The sequence below is a fragment of the Streptosporangium sp. DT93 genome, from assembly GCF_049844535.1.
In the GTDB taxonomy this organism is placed as follows: Bacteria; Actinomycetota; Actinomycetes; order Streptosporangiales; family Streptosporangiaceae; genus Streptosporangium.
This window is the reverse complement of sequence record NZ_JBNCLF010000007.1, coordinates 350,463-371,725: the sequence shown is the minus strand read 5'-3', so window position 1 is coordinate 371,725 and position 21,263 is coordinate 350,463. Positions and strand designations below refer to the sequence as shown.

The following is a 21,263-nucleotide window of genomic DNA, read 5'->3' as shown; positions in this document are numbered from 1 at the left end:
CCCCGCGGGGCGCCTGCGGGGAGGGCCACCCACCGGCAGGGCGGCGGGGGGAGGGCCGGCGAGGCCCGGTGGGACGGGGGAAGGCCGGTGAGGGGCCTTCCGAGGGACGGGAAAGGGTACGGGGCCGCTGCCGGCCGTGAGGGTGCCGGGAGCCCGTGGGGGCGGTCGGCTAGTGCCGGTGGTGGTCGTCGTCCTCGTCGTCGTCCTCGTCAGAGGGGCCGTCCGAGGGCTCGACGCCCAGCACGGCCTCGCGGGGCTCGATCTGGTCGACGTGCTCGATCAGCCCCAGCACGTGGTCCGGCTCGATCAGCCACTGCAACGCGGTGGCACCGGTCTCGTCGGTCGAGACGAGCTCGGCCTGCTCCTTGCGCTCGTCGTCGTCCAGGTCCGCGTCGGGGTGGTTGACCTCTTTCAACGCGGCCGCCTGCAGGGCGGCGATGTCCTGCACTTCGACGGTCAGTTCAACGGTAAGACGCAGATAGCGTTCGGTGCCCGATTCATCACTCATGGTGGAATCCTAGTGCCTGGAGGGAGTCGGACCTGACTAGGGGAGCTTCCACTCCACCGGGGTCGCGCCCTGCTGCAGCAGAAGGTCGTTCGTCCTGCTGAACGGGCGGGAGCCGAAGAAGCCGCTGCGGGCGGACAGGGGGCTGGGGTGGGCCGACTCGATGGCGGGCAGGTCGCCGAGCATCGGGCGCAGGGTGCGGGCGTCGCGGCCCCACAGGATCGACACCAGGGGCGTGCCGCGCGCGACGAGGGCCTCGATGGCCCGGGCGGTGATCTCCTCCCAGCCCTTGCCGCGGTGCGAGGCGGGCTTGCCCGGCATGACGGTGAGCACCCTGTTGAGCAGGAGCACGCCCTGCTCGGTCCAGGGGGTCAGGTCGCCGTTGCCCGGCATCGGGAGCCCGAGGTCCTCGGTGAGCTCCTTGTAGATGTTGCGCAGGCTGCCCGGGATCGGCTTCACGTCCGCGGCGACGGAGAAGCTCAGGCCGATCGGGTGGCCCGGGGTGGGGTAGGGGTCCTGCCCCACGATCAGCACCTTCACCTGGTCGAAGGGCTGCTGGAAGGCGCGGAGCACATTGGCCCCCGAGGGGAGGTACTGCCTGCCCTCGGCCACCTCCTTCCGCAGGAACTCGCCCATGTCGGCGACCTTCTCGGAGACGGGTTCGAGGGCCTTCGCCCACCCGGCTTCCACGACTTCGTTCAAGGGACGTGCGGCCATGGGGGGACCCTATCGAGGTTTGAGGCCCGGTACGGCGCGCCCCGTCGAATCGACGCGCGCCGCACCGGGCCTGCCCCTGTTATCTACTTCACCGAACCGGCCATCATCCCCTGGACGAAGTAACGCTGGAAGGCGAAGAAAAGGATCAACGGGATGATCAGCGACAGGAACGCGCCTGGCGCAAGAATGTCCACGTTGGTCCCGAATTGCCGCATCTGGGACTGAAGGGCCTTGGTCATCGGCTGGTTCTCCGGGTTGGCGAAGACCAGCGAGACGAGCAGGTCGTTCCACACCCACAGGAACTGGAAGATGCCGAGCGAGGCGACCGCGGGCTTGGCCAGCGGGAACACCACGGTCGAGAAGATCTTCCACTCCCCGGCGCCGTCCATCCGCGCCGCCTCCAGCAGCGAGCGCGAGATGCCCGCGAAGAAGTTGCGGAGCAGGAAGATGGCGAAGGGGAGACCGAACGCGACGTGGAAGAGCACCACGCTGACGATGGAGCCGAAGATCCCGGCCGACCCGTAGAGCTTGGCGATCGGGATCAGCGCGATCTGGGTCGGCACCACCAGCAGGCCGACCACGACGAGGAACAGCGCGTCCCTGCCGGGGAACTCCATCCAGGCGAACGCGTACGCCGCCATCGCCGCGATGCCGATCACCAGGACGGTCGAGGGCACCGTGATGAACACGGTGTTCCAGAACGACGCGGTGAACCCGGTGGCCAGCAGGTCGGAGTAGTTCTTCAGGGTGAGCTCGGCCGGCTTGGTGAGCACCGTCCACCAGCCGGTGGAGTTGTTGGCCGTCTCGTTCCTGATCGAGACGATGAACAGGCCCAGCGTGGGGACCAGCCAGAACAGGCCGATCACCACCAGCACCGCCTGGACGACGCCGCCGCCGAGCCGGTCCGCGATCCTGCCGAGGGTGCCGCGCCTCGGGGCGCCGAGGGGGGAGGTCGTCACTGGTTGTCCCTCCTGAACCGGCGGATGTTGAGAATCATGAACGGCAGGACGAGGATCAGCAGGAAGATGGCCAGCGCGCTGCCCAGCCCCTGGTTGCTGCCTCCGCCGAACGAGACCCGCCACATCTCCAGCGCGATCACGTTGGCCTGTGGCTGCACCGATCCCGGGGCGATGACGAAGACCAGGTCGAACACCTTCAGGGTGTTGATGATCATCGTGACGAAGACCACCAGGAGCACCGGCGAGAGCAGCGGAACGGTGATCTTCCGGAACACCTGCCACTCGGTGGCGCCGTCGATGCGGGCCGCCTCCAGCGCGTCGCGCGGGATGGCCGCGAGGCCGGCCGCGATCAGCACCATGGCGAACCCGGCCCACACCCAGATGAACGCCCCGATGATCGCCGGAGTGATCAGCGCCGGGCCCAGCCAGGGGATGCCGTTGAAGGCCGCCTGGAAGTTCGACTGCGGAAGCCGTACCCGATAGTCGCCCGGAGCGAGCCCGGTGAAGCGGAAGGTCCCGTCGGCCTCGCTGGTGGCGGTGGCCTTGACGGCGCCGTTCTGCACCGCCTCGACCGTCACCCCCGCCAGGGCCTTCTCGGTGGCGTCCACCTGGTTGAGCTCGCCGCCGCCGCCCTGGGTGAAGTCCACCCAGACGGTCCCGGCCAGCTCGCCCGGCCCCGGCTGCGCCGCCTTGGCCGTCGCGGCCGAGGCCACGTCGGCGGGCTTCACGCCCACCAGCGGGATCAGCACCGGCTGCCCGGGGCTCGCAGGCTGCCTGGTCGTCACCGCGCCGCCCTCGGTGACGACGGGCGCCTGGTCGTTCTCCCTGGCGCGGGCGTCGGGGTAGGTCTGCCCGGAGCCGAAGAAGCCGGTCACCGTGGTGATCACGGCGTTGGCCACGCCCCGGTCGGGGTCCTGCTCGTAGACCAGGCGGAAGATGACGCCCGAGGCCATCAGGGAGACGGCCATCGGCATGAACACGATCAGCTTGAACGCGGTCGCCCAGCGGATCCGCTCGGTCAGCACCGCGAAGATCAGGCCGATCACGGTGACCAGGGCCGGGGCCACCACGACCCAGATCAGGTTGTTCCTGATCGTGGTCAGGGTGCCGGAGTCGCTGAAGATCGCCGCGTAGTTGCCCATCCCGACGAAGGTGTCGCCGGTGGCGTCGTAGAGGCTGCGGAAGACGGAGTAGACGATCGGGTAGATCACCATCACGCCGAGCACGAGCGCGCCCGGCAGCAGGAACCACAGTGCCAGCCGGGGCGGCGGGCCCAGCCGGGTGGCCCCGGCGGGCACCACCGCGGGGGCGGCGGGCCCGGCCGTCGTGAGCGCGGGCCCTGCCGTCGCCTCCGGTACGGCCGGATGGCCGGACGGCTCGTCCCGGGCGGGGGCCTCGGAGACCGGGGCCTCGGAGGCCGGAGTCTCGGAGGCCGGAGTCTCGGGGCCGGGGGCGGACGCCGGTGGTGAGGCGTCGTCCGGGCGGGTTTCTTTCGGTCCGGAGGAGGGACCGCGGGCGGCGTCGTCGCCGCCGCGCGGGCCCTGCGGGCCGTCCAACCTGTCGGTCACGGCCGCTCTCCCCTACTTCCAGGCCTTCTTGGCGTCGGCCTCGAGCTTGGCCTGGATGCCCTTGACGTCCGAGGGGTCGCGGACGAAGTCCTGCAGGTGCTTCCACTCGGCCTTGCCGTCGGTGCCGCCGAACGCGCTGGGCGCGAGGTCGGACATGTCGTAGCGGACGGCGTCACCGGCCGCGATGATCGTCTCGGCGAGCTTCTTGGTCAGCTCGTCCGGGTAGTTGTCCGGCGAGACGTTGCGGTTGGGGGACAGGTAGCCGGGCAGCTTCGCCCAGACCTCGCCGCCCTCCTTGGAGGCGAGGAACTCCAGCAGCGCCATCGCGCCCTTGGAGTCCTTCAGCGCCACCGCGATGTCGCCGCCCAGCACCACCGGAGCGGTGTCGCCGGCCTTGGGGAACGGGAAGTACTTGGCCTCCTCGCCGAGCTTGGCGCCCGACTGCTCGGCCGTGACGCCCACGAAGTCCGCCTCGATGACCATCGCCGACTTGTCCTGGCCGTAGACCTGGGTCACGCAGGTCGGGAAGTCGGTCTGCAGTGCGCCCGCGGAGCCGCCGAGCAGGAACTCCTTCTTGCCGACGAGCTGGGCGATCTTCTCCAGCGCGGTGGTGACGCTGGGGTCGGTCCACGGGATCTCGTGCTTGGAGAGCTTGGTGTAGTTCTCCGGGCCCGCGGTGGACAGGTAGACGTTCTCGAACAGGTCGGTCAGGGTCCAGCCGGAGGCGCCGCAGAGCGAGAACGGCGGGGTGCCGGAGTCGGCGACGGTCTGGGCGGTCTTGATCAGGTCGTCCCAGGTGGCCGGGGGCTGCGCGCCGGCGTCCTGGAAGGCCTGGTCGCGGTACCAGATGAGCGACTTGTGGGCCGCCTTCACCAGCACGCCGTAGGACTGGCCGCCCGCGGAGCCGAGCTCCTTCCAGTACGGGGTGTAGTTCTGGTCGATCTGCGCCTGGACCTCGGGGGTCAGCGGCTTGAGGGACTTCTGGTCGGCGTACTGCCCCACCAGGCCGGGCTGGGGGAGGATCGCGATGTCCGGCGGGTTACCGCCCTGGATGCGCGGGCCGAGGTAGGCGCCGGTGTCCTCACCGGTGGAGGCGTAGGTGACCTTTGCGCCGGTCTTCGCCTCGAAGGCCTTGAGCACCTGCTCGAAGTTCTCCTGCTCGGCGCCGGTCCACTTGGCGGCGACCTCGACGGTCACGCCTTCGAGGGTCTTGGCGGCGGCCGCGGGGGCCGACGAGGCGCCGCTCGCGGCCGGGGCCGGGGAGGCGGGGGTCGCCGCCCCGCCGCCGCACGCGGCCAGAGCCAGCGCCAGTCCCGCCGTCGTCACCGTGGGAAGGGTTTTGCGCATGCTGAACAGACCTCCTGATATGCGTTCCCTCCGGCGGGAGAGCTGCCGGGACGGGAACGGGTCGTGAGAATCGCGATGGAGAGGTGCGGCGTGATCGTGACCGGGCCGCGGGTCCTGCCGGGATCGCCGGGGCGTCACGGGCCCCGGATGATCTCGTCGAGCTGGCCTTTCATGGAGGCGACGATGTCGTCGCCGGCCTCCTCGAAGGGTGGGGTGAGAGCGTTGGAGACCGCACTGGCGATCACCAGGCTCACCTGGTCGTAGTTGGCGCTGGCGGGCCTGGGGCGGGCAGAGAGGATGCTCTGCTTCAGGACCGGCAGGTAGGGGAATCGTCTGATCAGTTCGGGGTCGTCGTACAGCTCGGCCCACACGGGCGGGAACGAGCCCTCGGTGAGCACCCGGCGCTGGTTCTCCAGGCTGGTGAAGTAGCGGATGAACTCCACGGCCGACTTCTGCCGCTTGGAGAAGGCGCTGACCGCGAGGTTGTACCCGCCGAGGGCACCGGTGCCCGGCCCGTTCGGGCCGGGCAGCCGGGTGACCGCGAACCGGTCCGCGACGAGCGAGCCGGTGGCCGGCCCGTACGCGTGCGGCCAGTTGCGGGCGAAGGCCAGCCGGCCCTCCTGGAACGCCAGCCGCGCCTCCTCCTCCTTGAAGGAGAGCGACTCGAGCGGGATCCACCCCTCCCGGAACCCGTTCACCAGGAAGTCCAGGCCGGCCTTGGCCTTGGTCACGTCCATGGTCACCTTCGTGCCGTCGGGGCTGAGGATCTGCCCCCCGGCCGACTGCACGGCCTCGGTGAAGTTGACGGTCAGGCCCTCGTAGGCGAGGAACTGCCCGGCGTAGCCGCCGATCCGGTGCTTGGCGTGCAGGGAACGCGCCTGCTCGCGCAGCTCCTTCCAGGTCTTCGGCGGGGTGAACCCGTGCTGGGCCAGCAGGTCCTTGCGGTAGTAGAGCAGGCCGGCGTTGCTGGTGTACGGCACCGCCCAGAGCTTGCCCCGGTAGACGGCGGTGTCGACGACCGGGGGCAGGAACCGGCCGAGCGGGAACATGCCCCGCTCCAGCGGCAGGATCCAGCCCGCGTCGGCGAACTCCGCCGTCCAGACCACGTCCAGCCCGAGCACGTCGTAGCGGTCGCTCCTCGCCTGGAGGTTGGCGACCATCTGCGCGCGCTGCTCGTCGGAGGCCTCGGGGAGTTCGAGCAGGGTCGCCCGCTCCTCGGGATGGACCTGGTTCCACCTGTCGAGCAGCGGTTGCAGGTACGCGGTGGTGTCACGCCCGATCACCAGGGTGAACGGGCCGCTCCCGCCGAAGCGTTCCGCGGGCTGCGCGCCGACCGCCGAGCACCCGCCCAGAAGGATCACGGTGAGCGCGATGGGGATGAACCGGCGCACTGTGACCTCCTGATTTCCAGTTGGTTACATACGTGTTAGGTAGATGCATTCATGTTATGCATAGCGGTAACATCAGCGTCAACGGATGGACGCGTAACACTCACGTAACGAGCTCTCCGAGGAGGTGGGGCGTGCGGCTGACGCTGCTGGCGCTCCTCGCGAAGGAATCTGCCCACGGCTACGAGCTCAAACAGGCACTTGAACAGATATTCGGCGGCGCGTACCCTTCACCGAACATCGGGCAGATCTACGTCACGCTCGGCCGGCTGGAGAAGGACGGCCTGGTGCGTTCCGTGGACGTCGAGCAGTCCAACCGGCCGAACAAGAAGGTCTACCACCTGACGGCCGCGGGCCGTGAGGTCCTCGGCACGTGGGTGGACGAGCCCTCGGAGGGCCCGCGGGTGCGGGACGAGTTCTTCCTGAAGCTCGTGCTGGCGCCGGCGAGCGGGACCGCCGACAGAACAGCGATGATCAACCGCCAGCGCCGCCACTACCTCGGACTCATGCGTGACCTCAACGAACTCGCCGAACGCACCGACCCGGCCAACCGGGTCGCCCTGCTGCTCGTCGAGGGGGCCATGCTCCACCTCCAGGCGGACCTCGACTGGCTCGAACGCTGCCAGGAGGACCTGAGGTGACCCCTTCCGCGGTCGAGACGCCCCCGGTGGTCGACACCGTCAACCTCGTGAAGATCTACCAGGACGGCGGGGTGCCGGTGCCCGCCGTGCGCGGGGTCGACCTGCGGGTCGCCCCGGGGGAGTTCGTGGCGATCATGGGTCCCTCGGGGTCGGGCAAGTCCACCCTGGTGCACATGCTCGGCGGCCTGGAGGCCCGCACCAGCGGGGAGATCTGGCTCGACGGCCAGCGCGTCGACACGCTGGGCGAGAGCGCCTGGGCGCTGCTGCGCAGGCGCAGGATCGGCTTCGTCTTCCAGTTCTTCAACCTCGTCGCCAACATGACCGTGGCCGACAACGTCGAGCTGCCCGCGCTGCTGGCGGGCGTCTCCGCGCGCGAGGCCCGCAGGCGCCGCGAGCACCTGCTGGGCGAGCTCGGCCTGACCGACCGCGCCGACGCCGCTCCCTCCCAGCTCGCCGGCGGCGAGCAGCAGCGGGTCGCGCTGGCCCGCGCGCTGGCCAACGAGCCGAGCCTGCTGCTGGCCGACGAGCCCACCGGCAACCTCGACAGCCGCAACACCCGCGACGTGCTGCGGCTCCTGGGCGAGGTGCACCGCGACGGGCAGACCGTCATCATGGTCACCCACGACGCCAGGGTGGCCAGCCTGGCCGACCGGGTGGTCTCCCTGCTGGACGGCCAGATCGTCGACGACGGCGGCGCCGGCCTGGTCCGCCGCCGCCCCCGGAGCGGCGCGGGCGGCGTCGTCGAGCTGAGGGGCTGACCCGCGGTGAGCACCGTGCGCGCCTCGCTCAGGTGGGTCCGCGCCGACCTGCGGGCGCGCCGGGGACAGACGCTGCTGACGGTGCTGGCCGTGGCCGGGATCGTCACGGCGCTGATCACCTCCGCGACCCTCCTGGAGGACGGCACCAACCCCTGGCGGGCGCTGTTCGCCGAGTCCAGGGGCGCGCACGTGTGGATCCACACCCGTGAGGCCCCCGACCCGGTCGTGATGTCGCGGCTCCCGGGCGTGGTGCAGGTCGCCGGGCCCTACCGGTCGGCGCCGGTCACGCTCACCCTGAACGGCAAGAAGTCCCCGGTGGCCCTGCGGGAGAGTCCGGGGACGCCGTCGCAGGTCGCCGTCCCGCTGATCCGCGAGGGGCGCACGCTCCGTCCCGGCGACACCGACGGCGTGGTCGTCGAGCGCTCGTTCGCCAGGGCACTCGGCCTGCGCGTGGGCGGTCCCTTCCCGGTGACCGCGCTCAACGGCGCCACCCACCCGCTCATCGTGGTCGGCCTGGCCGACAGCGCCGACCAGGGCTTCTACCCCGAGTGGACGCCCGGCCTGGCCTGGACGCTCCCGCCGGTCCTGGCCAGGGTCGAGCCCGCCCTGGGACGCAGCGAGTCCGTCACGGGCCTGCGCCTGGCCGACGGCGAGGCCACCCTGCCCGCGGTGCACGGCGCCGTCACCCTGCTGAACGGGCAGATCCAGCGGATGTCCACCTGGCGCGAGGTCCGCGCCTCGATGGAGCTGGACAACCGGCTGCTCGGCACGCTGCTGGCGCTGTTCGGCGTCACCGGGCTGGTCGCCGCGGCCCTGGCCATCGCCAACGCGGTGGGCGGCCGGGTGCTCACCCAGACCCGCGACATCGCCACCCTCAAGTCCCTCGGCTACACCCGGGGCCAGGTCTTCGGCGTCCTGATGGCCGAGCACGGCGCGCTCGGACTGGCCGGCATCGCCGTCGGGCTGGTCTGCGGCCAGGTCGCCGCCTCGTTCGTGCTGGACGGCGTGCCGCTCGCGCCGCTCTCCCCGGTCCCGCTGCTGGCCATCGCCGCCGGCACGGCCGCGGTGGTCCTGGTGGCCGTCGCGCTGCCGGCCTGGCGCGGCGGCCGGACCCCTCCGGTCCCCGCCGCCCCGGCGGCGCCGCCCCGGGGCCACCTGTCGCGGCTGGCCCGGCTGGCGCTCCTCGCACGGCTCCCGCCCGCCCTCGTGCTGGGCAGCCGCGACGCCTTCACCCGCCGCCTGCCGGCCTTCCTGAGCATCTTCGGCGTGGCGATCCCGATGATGATGATCACCATCGCGCTCGGCTGCTGGAGCACCCTGGACGACTTCCTGCGCCACCCCGAGCGGGTCGGCCAGGCGGCCGCGCTCGTGGTGCGGCCCGCCAAGCTCCCGGCGGACGAGACCGCGCGGATCGTCAGGGCCGACCCCGGCGTGCTGGCCGCCCACCCGGGCGCCGAGGTGCCCGCGCTGGAGCCGGAGCAGACCAGGAGCGTGCTGGCGCGCGCCGTGGGCACCTCCGCCGAGCCGTACCCCTTCTCGGTCGTGGAGGGGCGGATGTTCGCGGCCCGGGGGGAGGCCGTCGCCGGGCAGGGGCTGCTGGACCTGCTGGACGTGAGGATCGGCGACCGCGTCCGGCTGACCGTCGGCGGCACCCCGCTGATCGTGCACCTGGTGGGCCGGGTGGTGGAGCCCGACCACGACGGCGAGGTGCTCTCGCTGGGGATCGACAGCCTCCCGGCCAAGGACGCGGTGCCGCCGCAGTTCTACAGCGTGGTGCTCAGGCAGGGCGCCGACCCGGCCACGGTCCGCTCCCGGCTGCTGGCCGCCTCGGGCGAGGCGCTGGAGGTGCAGCGGGTGGTCAACCCGGCCGAGCGGCTCGCCGTCATCCGGGTGGTGATCGTGGCGCTGATCGGGGTGCTCGCCCTGCTGGGCCTGGCCAACCTGCTCACCGCCGGCGCCCTGGGACTGCGCGACCACGCCTTCGACCTGGCGGTGCTCAAGGCCATGGGCCTCACCCCCCGCCAGGTGGCCGCGACCCTCGTCACCGGGACCGGCCTGCTGATCGTGCTGGGCGTGGTCGCGGGCACCGCGGCCGGGGCCTCGGTGGTCGGCGGGCTGATCGACCTTCAGGGCCACACCAGCGGGGTCGGCGCGGGCATCGGCCGTACGCCCTCGCTCCTGACGCTCGCCGTCGCGGCGCTCGTCGCGGTCGGGGCGTCCCTGCTGGTGACGCTGATCCCGGCCGGCCGCGCGGCCCGCGCGCGGGTCCCGGTCACCGCCCGGTAGTCCTCACCGGTTCCGGCGCGGCCTCGGGGACGCCGGGACTCCGCGTGGCTCCGGGGGTGGGGCGCCCCGGACACGGGAGTTCCGGGGGCGTCCCGGACCCACGGGAGGACCCGGGAGGTCGTCCCGGGCCCTCGCTCACGGTCGGAGCGTGAGCGAGAACCGGTGCGAGCCGCTCAGAGGGTGAACGAGGACCGTCGCGAGCCGCTCAGAGCGTGAGCGAGAACCAGTAGAAGCCGTGACCGGGCAGGGTCAGCAGGTACGGCAGGGTGCCCACCTCGGGGAAGCGCACCCCGCCCCTGGCCTCGACCGGGGTCATGCCCAGGAAGCGGCGCAGGTCCAGCTCGACCGGCTGCGGGAACTTCGACAGGTTGTTGACGCACAGCATCAGGTCGTCCCCGTCCTCGCGGACGAAGCTGAGCACCGCCGGGTTGCTGGACCACAGCTCGTTGTAGACGCCGGTGCCGAAGACCGGGTGGTCGCGGCGGATCGCCAGCATGTTCCTGGTGAAGTGCAGCAGCGAGGCCGGGTTCTTCTGTTGGGCCTCGACGTTGACCGCCTGGTAGCCGTAGATCGGGTCCATCACGGCCGGCAGGTACAGGCGCCCGGGGTCGGCCCTGGAGAATCCGGCGTTGCGGTCGGGGCTCCACTGCATCGGGGTGCGGACCGCGTCGCGGTCCTCCAGCCAGATGTTGTCGCCCATGCCGATCTCGTCGCCGTAGTACATGACCGGGGAGCCGGGCAGCGACAGCAGCAGCGCGGTGAACAGCTCGATCTGGTCGCGGTCGTTCTCCAGCAGCGGGGCGAGGCGGCGCCGGATGCCCAGGTAGGCCCGCATCCGCGGGTCCTTGGCGTACTCGGCGTGCATGTAGTCGCGCTCCTCCTCGGTGACCGTCTCGAGCGTCAGCTCGTCGTGGTTACGCAGGAAGATGCCCCACTGGGCGCTGTCGGGGAGCTTGGGGGTCCGCGACATGATCTCGGAGATCGGCTCGCGGCTGCCCCGGCGCACCCCCATGAAGATGCGCGGCATCAGCGGGAAGTGGAACGCCATGTGGCACTCGTCGCCCCCGGCGGCGGGGTCGCCGAAGTACTCCACGACGTCCTCGGGCCAGCCGTTGGCCTCGGCCAGCAGCACCCGGTCGGGGTAGAGCCGGTCGACCTCGGCGCGGACCTTCTTCAGGTACGCGTGGGTCTCCGGCAGCCCCGAGCAGCTCGTCCCCTCGCGCTCGAACAGGTAGGGGACCGCGTCCAGGCGGAAGCCGTCGATGCCGAGGTCCAGCCAGAAGCGCAGGACCTCCAGCATGGCCTCCTGGACCGCCGGGTTCTCGTAGTTCAGGTCGGGCTGGTGGTGGAAGAAGCGGTGCCAGTAGTACTGCTTGCGGACCGGGTCGTAGGTCCAGTTCGACTCCTCGGCGCCGACGAAGATGATCGGCGCGTCCGGGTACCCGGCAGGGTCGTCGGACCAGACGTAGAAGTCCCCGTACGGGCCCTCGGGGTCGTGCCGCGAGGCCTGGAACCAGGGGTGCCTGTCGCTGGTGTGGTTCATCACCAGGTCGGTGATGATGCGCAGGCCCCGCTGGTGCGCCGACTCGATCAGCTGCACGAAGTCCCCGAGGTCGCCGAAGTCCGGCAGGATCTTCATGTAGTCGGAGATGTCGTAGCCGCCGTCGCGCAGGGGGGATTCGTACAGCGGCAGCAGCCACAGGCAGTCGACGCCGAGCCACTGGACGTAGTCCAGCTTCTCGATGAGACCGCGCAGGTCACCCGTGCCGTCGCCGTTGGAGTCCTTGAACCCGCGGACCAGCACCTCGTAGAAGACGGCGCGCTTGTACCACTGGGGATCCGCCGAGACGAAGTCCTCGGCCACGGACTCCGAGGCATGGGGAAGGGGGGATGCGTTCATCGTGTTCTCGCTCACGGTGATGGAGGCAGGACGAAGTCACCGGATGCTCCGGCTGATGATGTTTGGTGACCGCGCCGGCGGGAGCCGTCATCCCCACGTGCTCCGTGCCCTCGGACGGACCGAATGTGTGATTCTGGTCCATCCGTTCTGGCGCTTTCTGGGCCGAACACTACCAGCCGAGCGAACCTCTGGAAGCCCTCTTGGCGAGGTGGATCGGGCCCTTCCCGCGGAATCCTTCCGGGGGTCGCGGTGGGGCCGCGTAATCGCCGTGTCATCCGTTGTTTTCCCACGGGAAACACGGCGCGCTCAAGGGACTCGGGGAGCACCGGGAACACCGGGAACACCTGGGACTTCGGGAACACGGGGAAACGCAGGGAACGCAGGGAACAACCGGGACTTCAAGAACACCGGGAACACGCGGGATTTCGGGAATGCCGGAGACTTCGGGAACACCGGGAACGTCCGGGACACCGGGGACGCCGGGGGCACCGGGGACACCGGGGACACTGCTCCGGTCCCGTGTCCGGGGCGGGGTTCCTCCACGAGGCCCGGACCCGGCCGGGAAGCGGTCAGGTCGCCCGCGCGGACGAGAGGCCCGGGAAAGGGCGAGAGGCCCGGGAAAGGGCGAGAGGCCCGGGAAAGGGCGAGAGGCGCAGGAAAGGGGGAGGTCGCCCGCGAGGGCGGGAGGCTCAGGCCCAGGGAGGGGTGAGGTCGCCCACGTGGTCGCGGTGGTCGCCGATCCAGGCGCCGAACAGCACCAGGCTCCGCACCCAGAAGCGGTCGTTCCAGCCGTGGAAGCGGGCCAGCGCGTCCGGCCCGTCGGCGACCACGGACAGCAGGTGCTCCGACAGCAGCGAGGGCACCGTCTCGGCGACCAGGCCGAGCATCCGGTGGCCGTAGTCCCTGGCGGGCGCGGCGGCCGAGCGGAGCGGGACCCGCTGGAGCGGCTGCTTGACCACGTTGGTGGACGGCAGCGCGGCCACCCGCGGGTCGGCCGCGTGCAGGACCTCGCGGTAGAAGCGCCCGGCGGCCTTGCGGTGCACGCCGACCGAGAGCGCGGCGTCGAAGAACTCCGGGTGCAGGAACGGCGCCGCGAACGACGCCTCCGGGCCGACCAGGTTGACCGGCGAGCGGGCGATGCCCCGCGCGGTCCGGGTGTGCAGGACCGACAGCGGCAGCTCGGCCCGGTGCCCGTTGAGCATGGAGGTCGAGGCGGTGAAGGCCCGCCCGACCGTGTCGGTGATCCAGGACTCGGCCCGCTCCGACAGGAACGGCACCGACGCCGCTCCCAGCGTCAGCGAGCCGAGCAGCGCGGCCTTGCGCTCGGCCTGCGTGGAGGCATCCAGCGCGGCCCCGCTGACCATGAAGTTCTTCAGCAGCGGCCCGCCGGCCAGCCCGTCGACCAGCGTCCGGCCCGACCGGTGCACCTCGCGGGCGAACGGGGTGTACCAGGCGTGGTGGGGGGTGAGGAACTCCAGCCGCCGCGCCGCGGCCAGCGCGTCGTCGGGGTAGTCGCCGGCGTCCTGGGTGATCACCCGGTGGCGTACGCCCAGCTCGCGGGTGATCGCCCTGGCGAAGACGATGTCGGTGTCGGTGCCGTCGTCGGGGCTGGTCGTCCACGACTCCACGTCGGCCCCGCGCGCCACCGCGACCGAGCAGAGCAGCCGCGAGTCGTAGCCGCCGCTGACCGGCACGAGCAGCGGGCGACCGTCGAACTCCTTGTAGGCCTCGTGCAGGATGTCCAGGATCTCCCCGGCCGTCCGCCCGGCCTCGTAGGGCTCCTCGCGCAGCCAGCGGGGCAGCATCCGCTCGGCCGAGATCCGGCCGCTCGCCCGGTCCCAGACCAGCGCGCTGGACCCGGCCAGCCGCCTCACCCCGGCGTAGGGGGTGTCGTCGCGCAGCGGGAAGGTCAGCTGGATGATCGAGGCCCAGGCCTCCCAGTTGACCTCGTGCGGGCCGCGCGCGACGGCCAGCAGCGGCTCCAGCAGCGAGGAGAAGTAGACCGCCCCGTCGCGTTCCAGGTGGTAGACGTCCACCAGGCCCAGGCCGCCGGCGTGCAGGACGACCCGTTCGCCGTCGTCGATCAGGCCGGGCGTCTCGTAGGTCTCCGCCACGGTGATCCACGGCGCGGCACCGTCGGGGGCGCGCTCGCCCCAGGCGAAGGCCCAGGTGCGCTCGTCACGCCGGTAGGGCGGCAGCGGCGAGGAGCTGAACAGGGCAGCCCCGGGGTCCTGGACGGCGGGCCTGACCCGCGGCCCGGCTCCGCGCAGCGCCTCCAGGACGGCCTCGTCGAGGTGTCCGATGCCGCCGCAGACGTACGGCCTCACATTGAACGTCGGCCACTGCACCGTGCTGACTCCTCTATGTCGCGATTGACCAAAGGGTATCCTTTCGGCCGGCTGAGAAAACGGAGGACGGCGTGGCGGGCGACCAACTCGAAAGCACACGACAGGCGTTACGCGAGGCGGTGGCCCACGCGGAACGGGCCTCCGAGCTGGCCCGGCTGCTGGACGCGGCGCAGGCCAGGGTCGCCGAGGCGGAGCGTGCGGCCGAGGAGCTGCGCGCGCTGCGGGAGCGGCTGAGCGAGACCGAGGAGCGCCTGGAGGCCGCGAACGCCGCCGAGGAGAAACTTCGCAGGGATCTGGCCGAGCAGCGCTACCAGGCCGAGGTGGCCAAGTGGAAGCTGTCGTCGGTGCAGGTGGCGCGCTGGTCCAGGCTCGGTGACGCGATCAAGACCGGCAAGAGCAACCCGGTCCGGCTGGCCAGGGGCCTGCGCGGCGCGGCCAAGCCGGCCAAGCGCCCGACCGCCCCCAAGCGCCAGCCCGTCCCCCGCAAGACCGGCGACAGGCCCGCCGTCCCCGGCGCGTCCTTCCAGGCCACCAGCTCCGTCAGGACCGTCGGCGGCAGGTCGGTGAAGCTCAAGCCGTTCCGCGTCCCGACCGGCCCGAACACCCGCCCGCACCTGACCGCGGCCGTGATCGCCGAACCGCACGGCGAGGCGCTGCTGCGCTACGAGTGGCGCCAGACGACCGGCTTCACGCCGCGCGACTTCGCCCGGGTCCTGGCCGTCGAGGTGCCGCACCTGCTGCTGGTGGAGTCGGTCACCGAGGGGCCGTGGGCCGAGGAGCTGCGCCGGCCGGGACAGGGACTGCGCGGCCTGCTGTCGTGGTGCGCGCAGCGGGGCATCCGCACGGTCTTCTGGCACACCGGCGGCACGGTGGACGACTTCGCCGCCGCGGCCGGATCGTTCGAGCACGTGGTGACCGCGCTGCCGGCGTCGGTGAGGGCGTGGGGCGCCGCGCTGGCGGCCCGGGAGCCCGAGCCCGGCCGCCGGGCGCCCTCGCTGGGGATCCTGCCGTTCGCGGTCCAGCCGCGGGTGCACAACCCGCTGCCGCTGGCCGGGGACCGGTTCGGGCGGGTGCTGTCGCTGGAGGAGCTGCTCCCCGGGCACCTGTCCTACCCCGACGTGCTCACCTCCTACCGCTGGCCGGTCGCGGTGGACTGCCCGCCGGGAACGGAGCAGTGGCGGATGGCCGAGCTGGCCGCCTGCGGGACCCCGATCGGCACCGAGCCCGATCCGGCCCGGGCGCACGTGGCGCTGCGCCAGGCCTACGCCTCGGGCACGATGACCGACAAGGTCGACGACCTGCTCGACGCGATCGGGCTGCCCAGCGGCCGCGCCACCCTGAACATCTCGGTGATCATGATCGACCGGGGGGACCTCGACCACACCCTGGCCCAGGTCGCGCCGCAGAGGGGCGTCGTCCAGCTCGTCCTGCTCTCGGACGCGCCCGAGGCTCCCAGGCGGGCGCGCGAGGCCATGCCGGACGGGGTGGAGGTCACGGTCCGCCGTACCGACGCGGGCCAGACCGTGGGCGGCATGCTGGACCGTGCGCTGGACCTGTGCCAGGGCGACCTGGTGGCGGTCATGGACGCCCGCGACCGGTACGGCGAGCACTACCTGGCCGATCTGAGCAGGGCCTTCCTGTTCACCGGCGCCGACATCGTCGGCAAGGCGGCCTACTACGCCCACCTGCGCGACGTCGCGGCGACCGTGCTGCGCCAGCCCTCGGCGGAGTACTCCTACCTGCCCGACGTGGCCGGGGCGACCCTCCTGGCCCGCCGCACGGTGCTGCGCGGTCTCGGGTTCCCCGACGTCTCCGACGGCTGGGCCGAGGTGCTGATGCGCCAGTGCCGCGCGGACGGGGTCAAGGTCTTCTCCGCCGACCGCTTCGGCTACGTCTGCCTGCGCGACCGTGACCGCTGGCTGCTGGGCTCGGCCCAGCTCGTCGACTACGGCCCGGCCGAGCCGCACGCCCTGGTCTGAGGGGGCTCCGGCCCGTCCGGGGTGATCCGGGCGGGCCGTCCGGGGTACCGGGTTCGGGGCGCCGAGTCCGGGTGGTGCCGGGCCCGGGGGCACCGGGTCCGGGTGCGGGGTCCGGGTGCGGGGTCCGGAGCGGTGCGGGGTCCGGGTGGCGTCGGCCCGGGGTCCAGGGCGCGGGGTCCGGAAGGTGCCGGGAGCGCGGTTAGGCTGCCGGGGTGACGCCCGCCCGGCTCGACGAGCTTCTCGGCATGCCGCCGATCCCGCGGGGCACGTGGGCCCGCGAGGCCGTCTACCTCTTCCCGGCCGCCGCGCGCGAGGGCCGGGACCCCGAGGCGACGGCCGGGCGGCTCCGGGGCCTGCCGGGGATCGCGGACGTCCGGGTGCGCCCGGGGGGCTTCCTGGAGATCGTGGTGGCCGTGCCGGGCGAGCTCGTCACCGAGATCGCCCCCGCCGCCCCGGCCACCTCCGCCGTCCCGGGGGACCCCGCCCCCGTCGCGGGCGTGTCCCCGTGGGGTGACCTTCCCCGGACGTGGGCCAACCCCGGGTTCGCGGTCAGGTACGCGCACGTCCGGGCGGTCGCGGTGCAGCGCTGGGCGGCCGAGCTGGGCGTGGGCGGGCGCTTCGAGCCGGAACTGCTCGACGGCCCCCTGGACCGGGCCGTGCTCAGGGTGCTGGCCGAGGCGCACGGCAGGCGGGCGAGCCGCGACCCCGGCTGGGCCGCCTACGCCGGCCGGCTGGCCCTGGCCTACCACGACGCGTTCGAGGGCGCCGGGCCGCTCCCGGCGGGCGACGAGGAGCCCTCGCCGCTGCACACCGCCCGCGTGCGGCTGGCCCGCGCCGTCCGGGACGTGCTGGCCGAGGCCCTCGCCGCCGTTGGCGAGACGCCCCCCGACAGGATCTAATGAATTCTCCTGATCGGCGCGCGACGAGGGAGACGGGTGGAAGGGGCGTGATGGACGGCTCCGGGAGCACGGCCCGGAGGACGGTCCCGATCCTGCTCGCCTTCGCGATCGTCGTCGGCGGGCTCGCGTACTTCGGCGACGACCTGCGGGAGCTCATCGGCACCGCGCCCGGCTCGCCCCGCTCGCAGGCGGCCACGCACGGCCTGCACGAGCGGACCGAGCCGATCGACGCCCGCTGCGCCACGCTCCCGAAGGACCTGGACGCCGACCCCGAGGCGTCGCTCACGGCCCTCGGCCGCTGCCTGGACCGGATGTGGACGGCCACCCTGGAGCGGGCCGGGACGGAGTACACGCCGCCCGACGAGGTGCGGCTGGTCACCTCTCCCTCGGAGTCCGCGTGCGGGACCGACGAGCACGACTGGTCCGGGATCTACTGCTCGGACTCCCGGGTCGTCAACGTGCTGGTGGAGGGCGACGCCGTCTTCCCGATGATGTTCACGCTCGCGCACGAGTACGCCCACCACGTCCAGGAGGTCACCGGCCTGTCCGGCAGGCGCGGTTCCGAGGCGTTCGACGAGGCATGGTCGCGGCGCCTGGAGCTCCAGGCGGACTGCCTGGCCGCGGCGACGCTGCGGACGGTGACCCCGCGACGGCTGGAGCGCCTGCGTGTCCTGGCCGGGAGCAGGGACGACGACGCCGACGACGACGTACGGGCCGATCACCGGCGCTCGCACGGATCGGGCGCCAGCGGCGCCGAGTGGATGCGGCGCGGGCAGGAGAGCGGCAGCGTGGCGGCCTGCAACACCTGGGGCGTCCCGGCCGGACAGGTCTCCTGAGCCCTCGCCGTCACCGGAACCCCGTCCGGCGCCTCGCCCGTCACCCCGCCTTTCACCCGGCCCGACGCCCCAGCGGCGCTCCCGCCGGCGTCGCCACCGACGTCGCCGACGGGGGCGAGGCGGAGATCACGGCCCTGTAGCGCGAAAATATGTTGTCAAATGGGTAAATAACGTAAAAAGTTCGCGTCCCGATGGGCCATCCCGTCTCGATAGGTGAGCAACCGTCTCAGGGGGATCACCGGGTCCGATAGCCTCGTTCGGGTGAGTCGATTCGCCCATCCCGCCGGTGACCGGCATGCCGAAGTGCTGCCCGAGGAGCGCCCTCCGCACGCACCCGCCGATCTGAACACGCTCGATCCCTCCATCTGGCCGCGAACGTCGGGCCGCGCCGGCGGCGCGATCACGATCGGCGGCGTGGACGTGAGGGATCTGGTCGCCGAGCACGGCAGCCCGCTGTACGTGGTGGACGAGGAGGACTTCCGGTCCCGCTGCCGCGACTACGCGAGCGCGTTCGCCGGCGGCGACGTCCACTACGCGGGCAAGGCGTTCCTGTGCCGCGAGGTCGCCCGCTGGCTCATGCAGGAGGGCCTGGGCCTCGACGTGTGCAGCGCGGGCGAGCTCGCCGTCGCGCTCAGCGTCGGGTTCCCGGCCGAACGGATCACCCTGCACGGCAACAACAAGTCGCTCGCCGAGCTGGAGCGGGCCGTCGAGGCGGGGATCGGCCACATCGTGGCCGACTCCTTCGAGGAGATCGCCCGCCTGGGCTTCCTGGCCGAGAAGCACGGCACGCGCCCCAAGGTCATGATCCGGGTCACCGTGGGCGTCGAGGCCCACACCCACGAGTTCATCGCGACCGCCCACGACGACCAGAAGTTCGGCTTCTCGCTGAGCAGCGGCGCGGCGGCCGAGGCGGCCAGGCGCATCCTCGCCCTGCCCCAGCTCGAACTGGTCGGCCTGCACTCCCACATCGGCTCGCAGATCACCGACACCGCCGGGTTCGAGGTGGCCGCGCGCCGCCTGGCCACCCTGCTGGTGCAGATCAAGGACGAGCACCACGTCGTGCTGCCCGAGCTCGACCTCGGAGGCGGCTACGGCATCCCCTACGTCCAGGGCGACGCCGCCCTGGACGTCAAGGAGATCGCCGACAGCCTCAGGGAGATCGTCGTCAAGGTGACCACCTCGGCCGGCCTGCCGGTGCCCAGGCTCACCGTCGAGCCGGGCCGGGCCATCGCCGGGCTCGCCGGGGTGACGCTCTACGAGGTCGGCACGATCAAGGACGTCGAGGGCCTGCGCACCTACGTCAGCGTCGACGGCGGCATGAGCGACAACATCCGCACCGCCCTGTACGGGGCCGACTACACCTCACGCCTGGCCTCCCGGACGAGCGACGCCACCCCGATGCTCTCCCGCATGGTCGGCAAGCACTGCGAGAGCGGCGACATGGTCGTGCGCGACCTGTGGTTCCCGTCGGACCTGGCGGTCGGCGACCTGGTCGCCGTGGCCGGCACCGGCGCGTACTGCCGCTCGCTCGCCAGCAACTACAACTACCTGCCCAAGCCCGCCGTGGTCGCGGTCAGGGACGGGGTGTCCCGCGTGATCGTCCGCCGGGAGACCGAGGACGACCTGCTGAGAGGACAGCTGTGAAACGACCCGGAGCGGCGGGGGCGGCCCTCGCGGCCGGCGGCCCCGTCCGCCGTGCGAACGAGAGGGGCGTGTGACCGCATGGCACTGAAAGTCGCGCTTCTGGGATGCGGCGTCGTCGGCTCCCAGGTGATCAGGCTCCTGGACGAGCAGGCCGACGACCTCGCCGCCCGTGTCGGCGCCCCGCTGGAGCTGGCCGGGGTCGCGGTGCGGCGCCTGGGCCGCAGGCGGGACGCCGAGGTGGACCCCGCCCTGCTGACCACGGACGCCGAGGCGCTGGTCGCCCGCGACGACATCGACATCGTCGTCGAGGTGATCGGCGGCATCGAGCCCGCCCGTGGGCTCATCCTGACCGCGCTGAACGCCGGCAAGTCGGTCGTCACGGCCAACAAGGCGCTGCTCGCCGAGGACGGCGCGACCGTGCACGCCGCGGCCAGGGCCGGGGGCGCCGACCTGTACTTCGAGGCGGCCGTCGCGGGCGCGATCCCGCTGATCAGGCCGCTGCGCGAGTCCCTCGCCGGGGACCACGTGCACCGGGTGCTCGGCATCGTCAACGGCACCACCAACTACATCCTCGACCAGATGGACTCCAGCGGGGCCTCGTTCTCCGACGCGCTGGGCGAGGCGCAGGCGCTGGGCTACGCCGAGGCCGACCCCACGGCGGACGTGGAGGGCTTCGACGCCGCGGCCAAGGCCGCGATCCTCGCCGGGATCGCGTTCCACAGCCGGGTGACCGCCGCCGACGTGCACCGCGAGGGCATCACCGAGATCACCGCGGCGGACGTGGCCAGCGCCAAGGCGATGGGGTACGTGATCAAGCTGCTGGCGATCTGCGCGCGCTCCGACGACGGCCGTTCCATCGGCGTACGGGTGCATCCGGCCATGATCCCCCGGACGCACCCGCTGGCCGGGGTGCGCGAGGCATACAACGCGGTGTTCGTCGAGGCGCGTTCGGCCGGGCAGCTCATGTTCTACGGCGCCGGCGCGGGCGGCGCCCCGACGGCGAGCGCGGTGCTGGGCGACCTCGTGGCGGTGGGCCGCAACGTGCTGGCGCGCGCCCGGGGCCCGCAGGAGTCCACCTACGCCGACCTGGTCGTGCACCCGATGGGCGAGACCGTCACCCGCTACCACGTCTCGCTGGACGTGGCCGACAAGCCCGGCGTGCTCGCCCGGGTCGCGGACATGTTCGCCAAGCAGGACGTCTCCATCCAGACCGTCCGCCAGGAGGGGCACGGCGCCGACGCCCAGCTCGTCCTGGTCACCCACCGGGCCAGCGACGCCGCGCTCTCGGCCACCATCGAGGCCCTGCGCGAGCTGGAGATCGTCCGTAACGTGGTGAGCGTCATGCGCGTCGAGGGCGAGGACACCCGCTAGCGGTGTCCCGCCGGGCCGGTCCGCCGTGACCGGCCCGGCGGCCCGTTCCGCTCCCTCGGTGCCGTCACGGGTCTGAGCCCTCGTGGCCCTCACGGGTCCTCGCCGCCCTCACGGCTC

16 protein-coding genes are annotated in these 21,263 nt (G+C 72.4%); 8 read left to right on the top strand and 8 right to left on the bottom strand.

Translation table 11 applies throughout. The features are described from left to right. Positions 1-169 precede the first annotated feature (169 nt). The 6 genes from ACLQ2R_RS18645 to ACLQ2R_RS18620 all read right to left on the bottom strand — a co-directional run bounded on the left by ACLQ2R_RS18645 (position 170) and on the right by ACLQ2R_RS18620 (position 6,487). Positions 170-508 (bottom strand): hypothetical protein, encoded by a 339-nt coding sequence (locus ACLQ2R_RS18645; RefSeq protein ID WP_425961132.1) that lies wholly within the window; start codon positions 506-508, stop codon positions 170-172. 36 nt (positions 509-544) lie between these two features. Then, positions 545-1,222, bottom strand: a complete 678-nt coding sequence (locus ACLQ2R_RS18640; protein WP_425961131.1) for a uracil-DNA glycosylase — start codon at positions 1,220-1,222, stop codon at positions 545-547. 83 nt (positions 1,223-1,305) lie between these two features. Next, positions 1,306-2,181 (bottom strand): carbohydrate ABC transporter permease, encoded by an 876-nt coding sequence (locus tag ACLQ2R_RS18635; RefSeq protein WP_386235597.1) that lies wholly within the window; start codon positions 2,179-2,181, stop codon positions 1,306-1,308. Continuing rightward, the gene (locus tag ACLQ2R_RS18630) at positions 2,178-3,749 is read right to left on the bottom strand and encodes an ABC transporter permease subunit (RefSeq protein ID WP_425961129.1); all 1,572 of its coding nucleotides are present in this window, start codon (positions 3,747-3,749) and stop codon (positions 2,178-2,180) included. Before ACLQ2R_RS18630 ends, ACLQ2R_RS18635 begins: the two co-directional genes overlap by 4 nt. A gap of 12 nt (positions 3,750-3,761) precedes the next feature. Further along, entirely contained in the window at positions 3,762-5,096 is a 1,335-nt protein-coding gene (locus tag ACLQ2R_RS18625; protein WP_425961128.1) for an ABC transporter substrate-binding protein, read from the bottom strand. A gap of 134 nt (positions 5,097-5,230) precedes the next feature. Continuing rightward, positions 5,231-6,487 (bottom strand): ABC transporter substrate-binding protein, encoded by a 1,257-nt coding sequence (locus ACLQ2R_RS18620; RefSeq protein WP_425961127.1) that lies wholly within the window; start codon positions 6,485-6,487, stop codon positions 5,231-5,233. A gap of 131 nt (positions 6,488-6,618) precedes the next feature. Here ACLQ2R_RS18620 and ACLQ2R_RS18615 point away from each other — a divergent pair, with 131 nt between their 5' ends. From ACLQ2R_RS18615 to ACLQ2R_RS18605, 3 genes are read left to right on the top strand one after another with little or no spacing between them, the layout of a single operon-like run. Further along, entirely contained in the window at positions 6,619-7,125 is a 507-nt protein-coding gene (locus ACLQ2R_RS18615; RefSeq protein ID WP_425961126.1) for a PadR family transcriptional regulator, read from the top strand. Then, positions 7,122-7,883: an ABC transporter ATP-binding protein gene (locus ACLQ2R_RS18610; RefSeq protein ID WP_425961125.1), complete on the top strand. Its 762-nt coding sequence runs from the start codon at positions 7,122-7,124 to the stop codon at positions 7,881-7,883. The genes ACLQ2R_RS18615 and ACLQ2R_RS18610 overlap by 4 nt, the downstream gene beginning before the upstream one ends. A 6-nt stretch (positions 7,884-7,889) precedes the next feature. After that, a complete protein-coding gene (locus tag ACLQ2R_RS18605) occupies positions 7,890-10,169 on the top strand; it encodes an FtsX-like permease family protein (RefSeq protein WP_425961124.1) in 2,280 nt (759 codons plus the stop codon). A gap of 205 nt (positions 10,170-10,374) precedes the next feature. On the opposite strand, the gene treS is transcribed toward ACLQ2R_RS18605, so the two are convergent. Then, the gene (gene treS, locus ACLQ2R_RS18600) at positions 10,375-12,069 is read right to left on the bottom strand and encodes a maltose alpha-D-glucosyltransferase (protein ID WP_425961123.1); all 1,695 of its coding nucleotides are present in this window, start codon (positions 12,067-12,069) and stop codon (positions 10,375-10,377) included. A 689-nt stretch (positions 12,070-12,758) separates the two neighbouring features. Further along, positions 12,759-14,417, bottom strand: a complete 1,659-nt coding sequence (locus ACLQ2R_RS18595) for an asparagine synthetase B family protein (RefSeq protein WP_425961122.1) — start codon at positions 14,415-14,417, stop codon at positions 12,759-12,761. A gap of 71 nt (positions 14,418-14,488) precedes the next feature. On the opposite strand from ACLQ2R_RS18595, the gene ACLQ2R_RS18590 reads away from it, so the two are divergent. The 5 genes from ACLQ2R_RS18590 (at position 14,489) to ACLQ2R_RS18570 (ending at position 21,146) form a co-directional block, all read left to right on the top strand. Further along, positions 14,489-16,396 (top strand): hypothetical protein, encoded by a 1,908-nt coding sequence (locus ACLQ2R_RS18590; protein WP_425961121.1) that lies wholly within the window; start codon positions 14,489-14,491, stop codon positions 16,394-16,396. 212 nt (positions 16,397-16,608) lie between these two features. Next, positions 16,609-17,295: an anticodon-binding protein gene (locus ACLQ2R_RS18585; RefSeq protein WP_425961119.1), complete on the top strand. Its 687-nt coding sequence runs from the start codon at positions 16,609-16,611 to the stop codon at positions 17,293-17,295. After that, positions 17,295-18,131 (top strand): neutral zinc metallopeptidase, encoded by an 837-nt coding sequence (locus tag ACLQ2R_RS18580; RefSeq protein WP_425961118.1) that lies wholly within the window; start codon positions 17,295-17,297, stop codon positions 18,129-18,131. The genes ACLQ2R_RS18585 and ACLQ2R_RS18580 overlap by 1 nt, the downstream gene beginning before the upstream one ends. A gap of 261 nt (positions 18,132-18,392) precedes the next feature. Beyond that, positions 18,393-19,775: a diaminopimelate decarboxylase gene (lysA, locus tag ACLQ2R_RS18575; RefSeq protein ID WP_425961117.1), complete on the top strand. Its 1,383-nt coding sequence runs from the start codon at positions 18,393-18,395 to the stop codon at positions 19,773-19,775. A gap of 78 nt (positions 19,776-19,853) precedes the next feature. After that, positions 19,854-21,146 (top strand): homoserine dehydrogenase, encoded by a 1,293-nt coding sequence (locus ACLQ2R_RS18570; RefSeq protein ID WP_425961116.1) that lies wholly within the window; start codon positions 19,854-19,856, stop codon positions 21,144-21,146. Positions 21,147-21,263: the final 117 nt, after the last annotated feature.